Consider the following 13906-nt stretch of genomic DNA (forward strand, 5'->3'; position numbering starts at 1 on the left):
GGGAAGACAAGGCATGCGTATCACGGGATTGTATGCGGCGCTGGTTGCGCTGCTGATGATGGGACTCGCCATTCGGGTGATACGGCTGCGCCGGCGCACCAGCATCGGGCTGGGCGATGGTGGCAACCGCGCCGTGGCGTGTGCGGCGCGTGCCCATGGCAACGCCGCCGAGTACGTGCCGCTGGCGCTGATCCTGCTGCTGGTGCTGGAGCTCAACCAGACCCTGCCGATGCTGTTGCACGTGTTCGGCATCGTGCTGGTGGTTGCCCGCGTGCTGCATGCGATCGGGCTCTCGCAGACCCCGGGCGTCTCGGCGGGGCGTGCCATCGGCGCGGGGCTGACCCTGCTGGTGATCCTCGCCATGGCGGCGATGCTGATCTGGCAGTACGTGGTGATCCACCTGATCGCGCCGGCGACACTCTGAGCCGGCGATCAGGCCTCGGCGGTGGCGGAGCCGTCCGCGAACGCGTAGACGTGATCCGCCCAACTGGTCGCCTCGACATACATGGTGGCCATGGCGGCCACGTGCTGCTCGCGTAGCGCGTCTTCGCTCTCCACCTCACCCTGTTCCCAGTGGCGGACCTGGTCGAGGATGGTGGCGAAAGGCCCGGTGCCGTCAAGCAGCGCCTCGCGGATCTCGATGGCCAGGGGCAGGTGCTCCAGCACATAGGCCATCGACGCGTTCATCAGCGTATCCAGCAACGAGAACAGACCGGCGGTGAAGGCCATCTCCTGCAGCTCGGGCTTGATGCTGCGGGCCAGTTTCTCGCACATGTGCGCGCGCACCAGGGCCAGCCGCAGCAGCTCGGGCGGACGCTCGTCCATGCCCGAGACGGCCATGGTGAAGATCCAGTTGCGCATGCGGTTGACGCCAAAGAACACGGCGGCCTGTTCCACCGATTTCAGCTGGCGGGGCAGGGCGAAGTAGGCGGAGTTGACGCAGCCCAGCAGCTTGTAGCTGAGGATGGCATCGTCGCGGACGATCTTGCCCAGTTCGACGGGGCCGTTGTCCGGGTCTTGCAGGGCGCCCATCAGGCGCAGCACGCCCAGCTTGCTGGGCGTCAGCCGCGGCATGTCCACCCGCTCGGGGCGAAGCAGGTACTTGCCCTGGAAACCATCGACGTCCTGTTCGGCGTAGTCGACGAAGTTCTCGTGGGTGTCGATGCCGGTGAGGATGACCTTGACGCCGAACGCGTGGACGTAATCCATGTGCGCCCGTGCCGCCACGGGATGCCGGTGGTCCACCGCGATCTTGGCGAACTGGACGATACGCAGCAGGGCATCCACGCCGGCACGGTGTTCCGGATCGGCGGGGAGGTTGAAATCTTCGAGCATGAACAGGCAGCCGTGGCTTTTCAGCTCACGCAGCTTGGTCAGAAGGGCTTCGTCGCTGCCCACGTCGGCGCCGATACTGGCACCCAGGCGCGCGTTGTGACGCAGGATGTCGGCGTGCTCGAGCAGCAGCGAGCGCGACATGTGCAGGAAGGCGCGGTTGTCGCGCACCAGGCGCTTGAGGCTGCCGTCGGCGATGGCACTGAGCGTGGCCTGCGTATGCGCGATGGCGGCCGTCTCGATGTCGGTGCCGGCCGGCCGCGGGAAGATCAGTTCGTACGCGAACAGCGACTGCTTCTTGTCCAGAATGGGGACGCGGACGATAGGCAGGATGCCATCGTCGTTCACCGCTATCGGCTGGGGGGATGCTGCCATGACTGTCTCTTACGCCGTGTGGTGAACCTGCGGTATCGCGTGTGCCGTGGTGTCAGGCCTGCGCCAGCATTCCGGAACGGAGCCTTACTTTCGTCGCGCCGGTGGGGCCGTAGGTGGAGCCGCCGGGCGCATCGCCCGCCAGCAAGGCCAGGGCTTGCCGCACGTGGGCCATGCGCTGCGCCACGATGCGGCCGTTGACGTCGTTGAGCCGACGGCACTCGAGCAGGCGCTCGATGGTCGGCGACCAGCGGGCGTCGTGCAGGCTGTCGACGCCGGCGGCGTCGCTGATCTGACGGCGCTCGACGTCGAGTTTTTCGATGTGGTCCAGCAGGCGGCTCTTGGTCCGTCCGGCGACTTCCAGCGCGGGCATGTTCGCCTGATCGAGCGCCATGCGCTCGTCGATCAGGCTGGCGTGCAGCGCATCGACGTCACGGGCGAGGTCGCCCATGACGGCGCCTAGCGCCACGTCGAAGTCGGAGGCGGACGTCGGGCTCATGCGCTGCCGGCGCCTCCGATCTGGCCTTCCATCGCAAGAAACTTGCTGGCGATGGCCTGTGCGTCGGGCTTGTAGCTGCCCTCGGCGAGGCGCGAGCGGATCTCGTCGACGCGCTTGGCGTCGATGCCGTCGCCGCGACTGGCGGCATCCAGCGCCTTGGCCGAGTCCGTGATCCTGACGCTGTCACCGCTCGGACGGGCCGGGCTGGCGCTCTGCGTCGAGGCAGCCGAACCCGTGGCGGCGTTCTGGGTGCGGAGCTGCACCGGCGGTTGCTGGTTCGGAATACCTGGCTTGATGGTGTTTGTCATGGTTTTTCCTCGGATCTGATGTCCCTCAAGATCCTTATCGGCGGTCCCTCGGAGAACTTTAACTGGCGCGGGTCGGAAATGTGACGCGGTCGGGCTTTTGCTCAGGGTAGCACCGCGACCAGGCCCGGGCCCCGCACCACGGCGTCCAGCACCTTGCCCGACGAGGCGTTGCGCACCTTCAGCCGCGAGCCGGTGTCCCCGGCTCCCATGGCCACGCCTTCCGCACGGATGACCACACCTTCGACGCTGGCCTCCATGCTGACGGCGTCGCCGATGCGTACGGCCTGGCGGCCGGCCAGCATGCCCGGCGTCAGCACGGTGCCGGCATTGATCGGGCGGGCCAGCGACCGTCCGCCGGCCTGCTCCAGGTCGGCGATGTAGCCGTAGGCCAGCGTGGCGACGTCGCGTTCTTCCGTATGGACATCGGTGGCGCCGAGGCCGTCGCCGCGGGCCAGCGGGTGGCTGCTGACGAGTACAGGGGCGAAGAGCTTGACCATCACGGGCACGCGCACCGTCCAGCCACCCGGCACCGGGCAGCGTACGGTGACGCTGACGCGCGCGTTCAACGGGCGATTGCCGGGCAGGGAGGCATCCAGGGGTGACGGACAGTCGGCCAGGCGCAGCCGGCTGTCCAGCGGCGCCGCCTCCAGCACCATACGGGTGCCGGGCAGCGCGCGATGGGTTTGCAGCCAGGTCACCGCGGCCTGGCTCACCGCGTCGACCGGCTGCGCCGCCGCCGCGGCAAGCGGCCAGCCGCACAGGCTCGCCAGGGCGATCCCGCAGGGCAGGGCGCGACGGATCACGCAGCGCGCTCCGCGAGGGCGGCGGACAGGCCCTGGATCACGGTGTCCAGTTCCTTGTTGAGGCCGGCGACCATGTGGCTGGCGTCGGCATGGCGTCCTTCGCCCAGCGTAATGGCGAATTGCGAGGCCATCGAGGTGAAGCGCTCGCCGGCGCCGCGGATCCCGTCGATCGATACATCCGGGCGGCGCACACGGAGCTGGTCGATGCAGCGCATCAGCGGTGTGGTGTCCAGCCAGCGACGATCGAGGCCGGCCGGATCGCGCGAGGCCAGTTCCACCGCATAGCGGAGGCCCTGGCAGGCTTCGCGGATCATCTGGCTGAGACCGGCGGCGTCGAGGGCGCCGTCGGTCTCGAGGCGGGCGAGGCTGAGGCGATGCGCCAGCACGGCGGCACGCGCACCGGCATCGGCCTGGCGCCGTGCCTCGTTGCCGATGCGGCCCAGCGACGTCTGCGACGTCTGGATGGCGGCGACGCGAGTGTTCAGTGCGCCCATGCCCTCGCGAGCGGCATCGAGGCTGCCCTGCGCACCGCGCACGGCGGCGTCCACGCGCCCCAGCGAGGCCTGCATGCCCGCGATACCGGATTGGGTCTGGTCCAGGCGGCGCAGGCTGTTCTGCACGGCGTCGTCCAGCTGGCCGGAGAACTCGCCGACGGTCTGCGTGACCTGATCGATCTCGGCGGTGGCCTGCGTGGTCTTCTCGGCCAGCTGCTTCACCTCGTCGGCCACCACGGCGAAACCGCGACCGGCTTCACCGGCACGCGCCGCTTCGATGGCGGCGTTGAGGGCCACGAGGTTGGTCTGGTGGGCGATGTCCTGCACTGCGGCGGTCAGCTTGCGGATCGCCGTGAAGTATTCGGAGAACTGGGCGTGGTTGCGGCTCATGCCCGACAGTGCGCTGCGCAGCAGGCGCAGCTGGCCGTCGAGGTCGCCCGCGGTGGCCTGGCCCTGGTTGCCGGACTCGGCCATGCCCGCGACGCTGCCGTGCGCGTGGTCGATCGCCGTCGAAATCCTGGCGCTGGCCTCCGTCAATCGACCGGCGGTGTCGCGTGCGCCCTCGAGGTTGCCCACCAGGTCCTGCAAACTGACGCCCAGCGCCTGCGCGTTGGTCAGCACCATGCCCTGCTGCTCGATCGCCTGGATGGTGGTGGCCGGCGGCGTTCGCGGCACCTCGGCAGGCCTGAGCAAGGCGCCGAGCGCGCTGGCGGCCGCCGGGTACTGGGCGGAGAGGGCGCTGACTCGTGCGGCGTCGCCCGTGGCGGCGGCGTTGGCGAGGAGGCGTACGTGCTGGCTCCAGAGGAGGGTCATGATTTCGCTTTCGCTTGGTCGGATGGTCGCCCCTAGTAATCGTCCAGGAGCCGTCGTTCTTGAGCCAAGCAATCCGCGTGCCACCTTTGTCCTTTAGCGGCTTGGGGCAAGAGCCGGCGGGTGCCACCCTCGCGGCCACGCCTGCGGCGACCCGTCAATGAAAGCCGCTCCGCGGCCATGTATTGATTGCCCTACGGGCCGGGTCGGGCTTCGAACGGGGGTTTTCGACTCGACATCCCTGTCTCGCGAAAACGGCCGGCCGTCCTGGCCGGCCCCCTTCGGGCCTTTTCCGTTCGAATCCCTCGCCTGCGGCTACCGGCCACGAGGGTGGCACCCGCCGGCTCTTCCTGACACTGAGGTTGCGTGTGGGAAGAGCGAAGAGCTGGGTTTCGCTTCGTTGCTGGGAACGCTCGCTTGCCTGCTTTGCATGGCATCAGCCGCCTTAGGTGGGTAGAGGGTTCGCGCACGTGCGTGCGCTCCTACCCCCCCCCCAGGTGGCGGATCAGGCGTTGGATATGCCACAACCTGTCCTACCCCTGGGGTAGGAGCCCACGATGTGGGCGAAAAGCCAACAAAGCGGTGACGCCATACCCTGCACCTCTGCGACCGCTCGCGTCACAACCCACCTCAGTGTCGGGAAGAGCCGGCGGGTAGCCCCCTCGGGGCCGGTAGCCGCAGGCGAGGGATTCGAACGGACAAGGCCGCGTAGCGGGGCCGGCCAGGACGGCCGGCCATTTTCGCTGAGCCATGGATGGCGAATCGAAAATCCCCGTTCGAAGCCCGACCCGGGCCCGAAGGGCCATAAGAATACGGCCGCGCCAGCGGCCCTTCCTTAGCGGGTCGCCGTAGGCGTGGACCCGAGGGGGCTACCCGCCGGCTCTTGCTCCGCAGCCAGCATGCAAGACGCCAAGGCTCTCGTTCCAAGCCCCACCACGGCTCAAGCAAACCGCCCCGCCGCCGATACGCTCCGCGACACCCCCTTTCGCAAGCCCAGGCACGACATGGCCCGCCCGCTGCTCGACACCGTCGAAACCTTCACCCGCCTGGCCGGACACAATCGTGTGGCCATGCTGTTGTTCCGCCTCGGCGACCGTCAGGCGTTCGGCATCAACGTGTTCAAGGTGCGCGAGGTACTGCGCCGCCCGCGGCTGGAGCGCATGCCCAGCATGCACGAGCTGGTCTCGGGCAGCTTCGACTACCGCGGCCAGACCATTCCGGTGGTCGACCTGGCCGCGGCCATGGGCTACCCGCCGCTGGCCGACGTCGCCAGCGCGCACCTCATCGTCACGGAGTTCAACCGGTCCGTGCAGGGTTTCCTCGTTTCCGACGTGGATCGTATCGTCCATATCGACGGTTCGAACATGGCCGCCCCGCCGCCGGCCCTGGGCTACGGAGCGCGGGTGAACGCCGTGACCCGCCTTGACGGCGATCTGCTTGCCGTGGTCGATGTGGAGCAGGTGCTGGCCAGCGTGGACCCCCGCGCCGTGGAGCTCTCGGAGCGTGTCCAGCAGGCCGCCCACGTACAGAAGGTCGGCAGCCGCCGCGTGCTGGTGGTGGACGATTCCCTGGTCGCCCGCACCCAGATCGTCGACCTGTTCCGCAAGATGGACCTGGAATGCGTGGTGGCGAAGGACGGCAAGGAGGGCCTGGAGAAACTGCGCGAGCTGGCGGCGGGCCCGGCCGCCGAGCGTGTCGCGCTGGTCGTGTCGGACATCGAGATGCCGCTCATGGACGGCTACGCGCTCACCCGCGCCATCCGCGAGGAGCCGGGCCTGCGCCATTACAAGGTCCTGCTGCACAGCTCGCTCAGCGGCGTATTCAACGAGGCGATGGTCGAGCGCGTGGGTGCCGACCGCTTCATCGCCAAGTTCCAGCCTGACGTGCTGGCCACGGCGGTGCTGGAACTGCTCCCGGCCTGACGTTGGCCTGACACGGAGGCTGCCGCGCCGCGTCGGAATTCCGGCGCAGCGCCGGGTCGCTCCCCTGCATAACCCCGAAAACGGCGCTACGGCGCCGTTTTTCGTGAAGCCTGCCGCGTGGCACGCGTCTTGCTCAACCCCTCGGGCCAGGATCACCGAGGGGAAAGCCCATGATCGATTCATCCGACAAGCTGTTCGGCGTACACGCCCAGGCCCTTGGCCTGTGGCAGCGCCGTGCGGAGGTCATTTCCTCCAACCTCGCCAATGCCGACACGCCGGGCTTCCTCGCTCGCGACCTCGACTTCAAGAAGGCCATGAGCGCCGCCACGGGCGCCACCGACGGCACCACGCTGCCGATGACCGCGACCGAGTCCGGCCACATCGGCGGCAACCTCGCCGTGGCGCTGGGCGAAGCCAACAAGATGGCCTATCGCGCCGAGACGCAGCCGTCCATGGACGGCAACACCGTCGACACCCAGGTCGAGCAGGCGCAGTTCGCCGCCAACGCCATCCATTACCAGGCGTCGCTCAGCTTCATCAACGCGCAGATCCATACCATGCGCCTCGCCATCACCGGGACCGCCTCATGAGCCTGCTGAAGATCTTCGATGTGGCCGGTTCGGGCATGGCGGCCCAGTCTGCCCGGCTCAATACCACCGCCAGCAACATGGCCAACGCCGACAGCCTGTCGGGCAGCGAGGCCACCGCATACCGCGCGAAGCAGCCCACGTTCGCCGCCGTGCAGCAGCAGGTGGACGGGCAGATGGAAAACGGCGGCGTGCGCACGCTCGGCGTCACCGAAAGCCAGGCCCCGGTGCAGTCGCGCTACGAGCCGGCCAATCCGCTCGCGGACGCCAACGGCTATGTCTATTCAAGCAACGTCAACCCGGTCGACGAGCTGGTCAACATGATCTCCGCGTCGCGCTCCTACCAGAACAACGTCGAAGTCATGAACAGCGCCAAGCAGCTCATGCAGAAGACGCTGGACCTCGGCAAATAAGGCCCCTTCCCATGGTCGATTCCGTTACCGGTACCGCCTCCACGTCGTCGTCCACGACCGCGTCCACCTCCGCCACGTCCTCGTCCAGCCAGCTGAAGGAGCAGACCCTCAACCAGTCGGATTTCCTGAAGCTGATGGTCACCCAGATGACCAACCAGGACCCGACCAAGCCGATGGACTCCACGCAGATGGTCGCGCAGATGGCGCAGTTCTCGCAGGTGGCGGCCACGCAGCAGCTGCAGGGCTCGTTCGATTCGCTGTCCACCAACCTCACCGGCGACCAGTTCGTGCGTGCGGCGTCGCTGGTCGGCAAGGATGCGCTGGTTCCCTCCACGGCGGCCAAGCTCGAGGGAAGCGCCATGAGCGGCGCGGTCAACGTGGGCAGCTCCGGCACCTACGTCAATGTCCAGATCAAGGACGCCTCCGGCAACGTGGTGCGCAACATCCCGATGGGCCAGCCGGATGCCGGTTTGCAGACCTTCGCCTGGGACGGCAAATCCGACGACGGCACGCAGCTGGCCGACGGCGTGTACCAGATGTCCGCCACTTCCGGCGGCACCGCGATCAATACCTTCGTTCGCGGAAAGGTGGAAGGCGTCGGCGCTTCGGGCACCGACGGTACCTACGTGCAGGTGGCCGGCTACGGCGGTGCCCTGCTCAGCCAGATCGCACAAATCCTGTAACTCCAGCAAGGAATACCCACCATGCCTTTCGATATCGCCCTCAGCGGCATCAACGCGGCGTCTTCCGACCTGGAAGTCACCGCCAACAACATCGCCAACGTCAACACCGTCGGCTACAAGGGCTCGCGCGCCGAGTTCTCGCAGGTCTACTCGGTGGCCGGTGAAAACCTCTCCGCCACCGCCGCCGGCAGCGGCGTGCGCCTGACCAACATCGCCCAGCAGTTCGGCGACGGCAACGTCACCCAGACCGGCAACTCGTACGATTTCGCCCTGAGCGGCGCGGGCTTCTTCACGCTGCGCGACGCCTCCGGCTACTCGTACTCGCGCGCGGGCAACTTCCATCCGGACGACAACGGCAACATCGTCAACGCCACCGGTCAGAACCTGCAGGTCTACCCGCCCACCGCCACCGGTGGCTTCGACATCAGTGCCCTGAAGGACCTGAAGATCACCACGGGTACCAGCGCGGCCAAGGCATCCGGCACCGTGGGCCTGACCGCCAACCTGTCCTCGTCGGACACGGTCAAGACCGCTGCCTTCGATCCCACGAACGACCAGAGCTACAACTACGTGTCGACCTTCCAGTCGTACGACTCGCTGGGCGCGACGCACACCACCAACGTCTATTACGTCAAGGATGCGGCCACGCCCAACTCGTGGAACGCCTACATGACCCTGGACGGCGCCCAGGTCGGTACAGCGCAGCCGCTGACCTTCAGCTCGGGCGGTTCGCTGACCACCCCGGCCAACGGCAAGCTGAACTTCGGTGCGGCCTCGCCCAACGCCGGCGCGGCGCCGATCAACCTGTCGGTCGACATGACCAAGGTCACCCAGTTCGGCAGTTCGTATTCCACCTCGGCGATCACGAATGACGGCTTCGCCGCCGGCAAGTTCTCCAAGATCGACGTCTCCAAGGACGGTACGGTCTCGGCGGTCTACACCAACGGCGTATCCACGCCGATGGGCCAGCTGGCCATCGCCACGTTCGCCAACAACCAGGGCCTGCGCCAGCAGAACGACACCAACTGGGTGGCCTCGGTCGATTCCGGCCAGCCGATCCGCGGCGTGGCGGGTTCCGGTGATGTGGGCTCGGTGCAGGCCGGCTCGCTCGAGGCGTCCAACACGGCCGACCTCACCGCCCAGCTGGTCAACATGATCAAGGCGCAGCGCAACTACCAGGCCAACGCCCAGGTCATCTCGACCGACAACACGTTGACCCAGACCATCATCAACATCCGCAACTAAGCGGGGGCCTAAGCCATGGATCGTTCCGTCTATGTCGCCATGACCGGGGCCTCGCAGATCATGCGGGCCCAGGCCGAAGTGGCGCACAACCTGGCCAATGCCAACACGGCCGGCTTCAAGGCCGAGCTGTCGGCGTTCCAGAGCATGCCCGTGAAGGGCGACGGCCTGCAGACGCGGATCAACGGCGTCGCCCAGGGCACGGGTTGGGACACCACGGCCGGCCAGCAGATGCACACCGGCAACGACCTCGACATCTCGGTGCAGGGCGACGGCTGGATCGCCGTGCAGACCCCGGACGGCACCGAAGGCTACACGCGGGCGGGCAACCTCCGCGTGGACGCCGACGGATTGTTGACGGACATGCGCGGCAATGCCGTCCTCGGCGGCGGCGGCCCGATCACCATCCCGCAGTCCACCAGCGTGAAGATCGGCTCGGATGGCACGATTTCCGTCGTGCCGCTGGGCGAAAGCCCGGCCACCGTGGCCACCACGGACCGGATCAAGCTGGTCAACCCCGGCAACGACCAGCTGACCTATGCCAGCGACGGCCTGATGCACATGAAAGACGGCTCCCAGGCGCCGGCCGACGCCAACGTCAAGGTGGTCAACGGCACCCTGGAATCCAGCAACGTCAACCCCTCCGACGTGCTGGTCAAGATGATTTCCCTCTCCCGCGAATTCGAAATGCAGGTCCGATCGATCAAGACGGCGGACGAAAACGCCCAGTCGGCATCGAAATTGCTACAGGTGGGTTAACCCCCGCCAGGCGACGCAAAACCGTCGCCGGTATGTAGAGCGCCAACGCGCAGGAGTCAACGATGTTCACGTCCCTCTGGATCGCCAAGACCGGCCTCGACGCTCAGCAGACGAAGATGGACGTCGTCTCCAACAACCTGGCCAACACCAACACCACGGGCTTCAAGCGCGCCCGCGCCGAGTTCGAGGACCTGTCCTACCAGAACCGCGGACAGGCCGGCGCCCAGACCACCGAGCAGACGCAGTCGCCCACGGGCTTCATGATCGGCACCGGTGTGCGCGTGGTGGGCACCCAGAAGATGTTCGAGCAGGGCGGCGTGCAGCAGACCGACAACCCCCTGGACGTGCGCATCGACGGCCGCGGCTTCCTCCAGGTGACCTTGCCCGACGGTACGGTGGGCTATACCCGCGACGGTTCGCTCAAGCGCGACCAGGACGGCCAGATGGTCACCAACGACGGTTACCCGCTGGAGCCGTCCATCACCATTCCGGCCAACGCCTCCACCGTGACCATCGGCACCGACGGCACCGTGAGCGTCACCGTGCAGGGCTCCGCCGCCGCGCAGAACATCGGCACGATCCAGCTGGCCGACTTCGTCAACCCGGCCGGCCTCCAGCCCAAGGGCGACAACCTCTATGTGGAAACCGCGTCCAGCGGTGCGCCGCAGACCGGCACCGCCGGCCTCAATGGCCTGGGCACGCTCAACCAGAACAGTCTCGAAACCTCGAACGTCAACGTCGTCGAGGAGATGGTGAACATGATCGAGACGCAGCGCGCCTACGAGATGAATTCGAAGGCGATCACCGCATCCGATCAGATGCTCCAGACCATCACGAACAAGACCTGAGACACGTCATGAATCGCACCTTCGCCCGTGTTTTCTCCGCCGCGATGCCGCTGGCCCTCCTGGGTGGCTGCGCCATCGTGCCGCCCACGCCGCGGCCGATGTACGCCGCCACGCTGCCGGAAGACCCGACCGCGCAGCCGCGAGCCACGGGCTCGATCTATGCCGACCAGCAGTCGATGGAACTGTTCGCCGATCCGCGTGCGCATCGCATCGGCGACATCCTGACCATCACGCTGGTGGAATCCACCCAGGCCAGCAAGAAGGCCAAGACCAATACCAGCAAGAAGAACGGCAACACCATCACCTCGCCCACCCTGCTGGGCCAGGGCCTGCGCATCGGCGGCAACAGCGCCGACAGCTCGCTGGCCAGCAACAACGCCTTCACCGGCGACGGCTCCAGCGAACAGAGCAACCAGCTCACCGGCGAGATCACCGTCACCGTGGCGCAGCGCCTGTCCAACGGTGCGCTGGTGGTGCGTGGCGAGAAATGGCTGACCATCAACCAGGGCGAGGAACTGGTGCGCATCTCCGGCATCGTGCGCCCGCAGGACATCGGCAACGACAACATCGTCGCTTCCAGTCGCGTGGCCGACGCCCGCATCGAATACGTGGGCAAGGGCACGCTGGCCGACTCGAACACGCGCGGCTGGCTGTCGCGGTTCTTCGATTCCAAGTGGATGCCGTTCTGATGAAAGCCCTGCCGCGCTTCTTCACCTTCGTGCGCAGCGCCGCCATCGTGCTGGCGCTCGGCGCCGTGCTGCCCGCCCACGCCGATCGCATCCGCGACCTGGTGCAGGTGGGCGGCGTGCGCAGCAACCAGCTGATCGGCTACGGCCTGGTGGTGGGCCTGGACGGCAGCGGCGATCAGACCAGCCAGGCGCCCTTTACCACGCAAAGCCTGGAAAACATGCTCCAGCAGTTCGGCGTCAACGTGCCGGCCAACGTACGCCCGCAGCTGAAGAACGCCGCAGCGGTCACCATCACGGCCGACCTGCCGCCTTTCGCCAAGCCGGGCCAGCGTATCGACGTCACCGTGGCCTCCATCGCCAACGCCAAGAGCATCCGTGGCGGCCAGCTGCTGATGTCGCCGCTCAAGGGCGCCGACGGTCAGGTCTATGCCATCGCGCAGGGCAGTGTCATCGTCGGTGGTGTCAGTGCCCAGGGCAAGAGCGGCTCCAGCGTCCAGGTCAACATCTCCTCCAGCGGCCGCATTCCGGGCGGCGCCAGCATCGAGCGCAGCGTGGCCTCGTCCTTCGACAAGGGCGGCGACCTCATGCTCAACCTCAACACGGCCGACTTCACCACGGCGGCGCGTATCGCCCAGGCGGTCAACCAGAACTTCGGCGCCGGCACGGCCAACGCCATGGATTCCGGTTCCGTCGCGGTGCGCGCGCCGATCGATCCCTCGCAGCGCGTGGCCTGGTTGTCCACCATCCAGTCCCTGGAAGTGACCCCGGGCGACGCGCCGGCACGGATCATCATCAACTCGCGCACCGGCACGGTGGTGATCGGTTCCGACGTGAAGGTGGGTGCCGCGGCCGTGGCCCACGGCTCCATCCAGGTGACCATCAGCGAGCAGCCCCAGGTCAGCCAGCCGGGCGCGTTCAGCCGCGGCCAGACGGCCGTGGTGCCGAGCAGCCAGGTGGCCGTCAGCGAAGACGGCGGGCACATGTTCAAGTTCGGCCCGGGCACCAGCCTCGACGCCATCGTGCGGGCCGTCAACCAGGTCGGCGCATCGCCGAGCGACCTCATTTCCATCCTGCAGGCGCTGAAAGAATCCGGCGCCCTGCACGCTGAATTGGTGGTGATCTGACATGGTAACCGCGGCCGACAACCTGAAGCTTGGCACCTACACGGATATGTCCGGGTTCGCGGGCCTGCGTTCGGCCGCGCAGAAGGACCAGGCGTCGGCGTTGCCGGTCGTCGCCAAGCAGTTCGAATCGATCTTCACCCAGATGATGCTGAAGTCCATGCGTGACGCCAGTTCGGCGATGGGCGACGACATCATGGGCTCGCAGGCGGGCAGCGCCTACCGCGACATGTTCGACAAGCAGCTGTCGGTCACCCTGTCCCAGGGCAAGGGCATCGGCATCGCCGACATGCTGATCCGTCAGCTCGGCGGCGCGCAGTCGGCCCAGGGTGGCTCCAGCGACAACACGCTGTTCGCGGGTGTCACGGGCGTGGCCAGCACGGCTGACGCCGTGTCGTCCAAGTCCGATCAGGACAGCGGGTTGATGAACTCCCTGGAGCGCATCCTGGGCAGTGCTGGCAAGGCCGTGGGTGACGGCGCCAGCGCCGTGGCCAGCGCGGTCGGCAAGCTGACCATCGGCTCGCCGGAGGAATTCGTGCAGAAGCTGGCGCCGCATGCCATCGAGGCGGCGAAGAAGCTAGGGGTGTCGGTACGCGCGCTGCTGGCCCAGGCGGCGCTGGAAACCGGCTGGGGCAAGCACATGCCCGCGCAGGGCAGCACCACCAGCTTCAACATGTTCGGTATCAAGGCCGGCAGCAGCTGGGACGGCAAGCGCGTCAACGTGCCCACCCTCGAATACGAAAACGGTGTGGCCGTGCGCAAGAAGGACAGCTTCCGCGCCTACGACTCACCGTCCGATTCGTTCAAGGACTACGCCGATATGGTCGCGAACAGCCCACGCTATGCGGACGCGGTGGGCCGGGGTGACGACGTCAAGGGGTTCGCCAAGGCGCTGGTCGATGGCGGTTACGCCACCGATCCCAGCTACGCCCAGAAGCTTGCCGCCATCGCCAACGGGCCGGTGATGAAGCAGGCACTGGCCGCCCTCGAACATATCGCCGCCGAACTGTAAGGAAGGAACGCA

General features: G+C 67.3%; 16 protein-coding genes. 11 read left to right on the plus strand and 5 right to left on the minus strand.

From position 1 onward, the window contains the following. The first annotated feature begins 13 nt into the window (after positions 1-13). A complete protein-coding gene (locus AB8808_RS04915) occupies positions 14-424 on the plus strand; it encodes an MAPEG family protein (protein WP_285407008.1) in 411 nt (136 codons plus the stop codon). Positions 425-432: 8 nt separating this feature from the next. On the opposite strand, the gene AB8808_RS04920 is transcribed toward AB8808_RS04915, so the two are convergent. The 5 genes from AB8808_RS04920 to AB8808_RS04940 all read right to left on the minus strand — a co-directional run bounded on the left by AB8808_RS04920 (position 433) and on the right by AB8808_RS04940 (position 4621). After that, the gene (locus tag AB8808_RS04920; protein WP_369927237.1) at positions 433-1707 is read right to left on the minus strand and encodes an EAL and HDOD domain-containing protein; all 1275 of its coding nucleotides are present in this window, start codon (positions 1705-1707) and stop codon (positions 433-435) included. A gap of 52 nt (positions 1708-1759) precedes the next feature. Next, complete coding sequence (locus AB8808_RS04925) at positions 1760-2203, minus strand: flagella synthesis protein FlgN (RefSeq protein ID WP_036137057.1); 444 nt, start codon at positions 2201-2203, stop codon at positions 1760-1762. After that, positions 2200-2511 (minus strand): flagellar biosynthesis anti-sigma factor FlgM, encoded by a 312-nt coding sequence (gene flgM / locus AB8808_RS04930; protein ID WP_369927240.1) that lies wholly within the window; start codon positions 2509-2511, stop codon positions 2200-2202. The genes AB8808_RS04925 and flgM overlap by 4 nt, the downstream gene beginning before the upstream one ends. Positions 2512-2612: 101 nt before the next feature. Continuing rightward, entirely contained in the window at positions 2613-3314 is a 702-nt protein-coding gene (gene flgA, locus AB8808_RS04935) for a flagellar basal body P-ring formation chaperone FlgA (RefSeq protein WP_369927242.1), read from the minus strand. After that, the gene (locus tag AB8808_RS04940; protein ID WP_036137050.1) at positions 3311-4621 is read right to left on the minus strand and encodes a methyl-accepting chemotaxis protein; all 1311 of its coding nucleotides are present in this window, start codon (positions 4619-4621) and stop codon (positions 3311-3313) included. The genes flgA and AB8808_RS04940 overlap by 4 nt, the downstream gene beginning before the upstream one ends. Before the next feature lie 1001 nt (positions 4622-5622). Here AB8808_RS04940 and AB8808_RS04945 point away from each other — a divergent pair. The 10 genes from AB8808_RS04945 to flgJ all read left to right on the plus strand — a co-directional run bounded on the left by AB8808_RS04945 (position 5623) and on the right by flgJ (position 13894). Continuing rightward, positions 5623-6540: a chemotaxis protein gene (locus tag AB8808_RS04945; protein WP_369927244.1), complete on the plus strand. Its 918-nt coding sequence runs from the start codon at positions 5623-5625 to the stop codon at positions 6538-6540. A gap of 170 nt (positions 6541-6710) precedes the next feature. Beyond that, positions 6711-7130 (plus strand): flagellar basal body rod protein FlgB, encoded by a 420-nt coding sequence (gene flgB / locus AB8808_RS04950; protein WP_369927246.1) that lies wholly within the window; start codon positions 6711-6713, stop codon positions 7128-7130. After that, on the plus strand, positions 7127-7540 hold the full coding sequence (flgC, locus tag AB8808_RS04955; RefSeq protein WP_369927248.1) for a flagellar basal body rod protein FlgC: 414 nt from the start codon (positions 7127-7129) through the stop codon (positions 7538-7540). The genes flgB and flgC overlap by 4 nt, the downstream gene beginning before the upstream one ends. Positions 7541-7551: 11 nt before the next feature. Beyond that, entirely contained in the window at positions 7552-8223 is a 672-nt protein-coding gene (locus tag AB8808_RS04960) for a flagellar hook assembly protein FlgD (RefSeq protein WP_369927249.1), read from the plus strand. A gap of 21 nt (positions 8224-8244) precedes the next feature. Next, the gene (gene flgE / locus AB8808_RS04965) at positions 8245-9468 is read left to right on the plus strand and encodes a flagellar hook protein FlgE (protein WP_285406199.1); all 1224 of its coding nucleotides are present in this window, start codon (positions 8245-8247) and stop codon (positions 9466-9468) included. 15 nt (positions 9469-9483) lie between these two features. After that, the gene (flgF, locus tag AB8808_RS04970; RefSeq protein WP_036137034.1) at positions 9484-10224 is read left to right on the plus strand and encodes a flagellar basal-body rod protein FlgF; all 741 of its coding nucleotides are present in this window, start codon (positions 9484-9486) and stop codon (positions 10222-10224) included. Positions 10225-10286: 62 nt separating this feature from the next. Next, positions 10287-11072, plus strand: a complete 786-nt coding sequence (flgG, locus tag AB8808_RS04975; RefSeq protein ID WP_036137032.1) for a flagellar basal-body rod protein FlgG — start codon at positions 10287-10289, stop codon at positions 11070-11072. Between the two features lie 8 nt (positions 11073-11080). Continuing rightward, positions 11081-11761 carry a flagellar basal body L-ring protein FlgH gene (gene flgH, locus AB8808_RS04980; RefSeq protein ID WP_369927252.1) on the plus strand — a complete coding sequence of 227 codons (681 nt, stop codon included), beginning with the start codon at positions 11081-11083 and terminating at the stop codon, positions 11759-11761. Next, a complete protein-coding gene (locus tag AB8808_RS04985; protein ID WP_369927253.1) occupies positions 11761-12885 on the plus strand; it encodes a flagellar basal body P-ring protein FlgI in 1125 nt (374 codons plus the stop codon). The genes flgH and AB8808_RS04985 overlap by 1 nt, the downstream gene beginning before the upstream one ends. A gap of 1 nt (position 12886) precedes the next feature. Further along, entirely contained in the window at positions 12887-13894 is a 1008-nt protein-coding gene (gene flgJ, locus AB8808_RS04990) for a flagellar assembly peptidoglycan hydrolase FlgJ (RefSeq protein WP_369927254.1), read from the plus strand. Positions 13895-13906: the final 12 nt, after the last annotated feature.

Origin of the sequence: Xanthomonas sp. NCPPB 2632 (genome assembly GCF_041228075.2) — a bacterium.
Lineage (GTDB): Bacteria > Pseudomonadota > Gammaproteobacteria > Xanthomonadales > Rhodanobacteraceae > Luteibacter.

Excerpts from the sequence above, each read along its gene's own strand:
- AB8808_RS04915 (WP_285407008.1), top strand. The coding sequence starts at position 14 with ATGCGTATCACGGGATTGTATGCGGCGCTGGTTGCGCTGCTGATGATG.
- AB8808_RS04920 (WP_369927237.1), bottom strand. The coding sequence starts at position 1,707 with ATGGCAGCATCCCCCCAGCCGATAGCGGTGAACGACGATGGCATCCTG.
- AB8808_RS04925 (WP_036137057.1), bottom strand. The coding sequence starts at position 2,203 with ATGAGCCCGACGTCCGCCTCCGACTTCGACGTGGCGCTAGGCGCCGTC.
- flgM (WP_369927240.1), bottom strand. The coding sequence starts at position 2,511 with ATGACAAACACCATCAAGCCAGGTATTCCGAACCAGCAACCGCCGGTG.
- AB8808_RS04940 (WP_036137050.1), bottom strand. The coding sequence starts at position 4,621 with ATGACCCTCCTCTGGAGCCAGCACGTACGCCTCCTCGCCAACGCCGCC.
- AB8808_RS04945 (WP_369927244.1), top strand. The coding sequence starts at position 5,623 with ATGGCCCGCCCGCTGCTCGACACCGTCGAAACCTTCACCCGCCTGGCC.
- flgB (WP_369927246.1), top strand. The coding sequence starts at position 6,711 with ATGATCGATTCATCCGACAAGCTGTTCGGCGTACACGCCCAGGCCCTT.
- flgC (WP_369927248.1), top strand. The coding sequence starts at position 7,127 with ATGAGCCTGCTGAAGATCTTCGATGTGGCCGGTTCGGGCATGGCGGCC.
- AB8808_RS04960 (WP_369927249.1), top strand. The coding sequence starts at position 7,552 with ATGGTCGATTCCGTTACCGGTACCGCCTCCACGTCGTCGTCCACGACC.
- flgE (WP_285406199.1), top strand. The coding sequence starts at position 8,245 with ATGCCTTTCGATATCGCCCTCAGCGGCATCAACGCGGCGTCTTCCGAC.
- flgF (WP_036137034.1), top strand. The coding sequence starts at position 9,484 with ATGGATCGTTCCGTCTATGTCGCCATGACCGGGGCCTCGCAGATCATG.
- flgG (WP_036137032.1), top strand. The coding sequence starts at position 10,287 with ATGTTCACGTCCCTCTGGATCGCCAAGACCGGCCTCGACGCTCAGCAG.
- flgH (WP_369927252.1), top strand. The coding sequence starts at position 11,081 with ATGAATCGCACCTTCGCCCGTGTTTTCTCCGCCGCGATGCCGCTGGCC.
- AB8808_RS04985 (WP_369927253.1), top strand. The coding sequence starts at position 11,761 with ATGAAAGCCCTGCCGCGCTTCTTCACCTTCGTGCGCAGCGCCGCCATC.
- flgJ (WP_369927254.1), top strand. The coding sequence starts at position 12,887 with ATGGTAACCGCGGCCGACAACCTGAAGCTTGGCACCTACACGGATATG.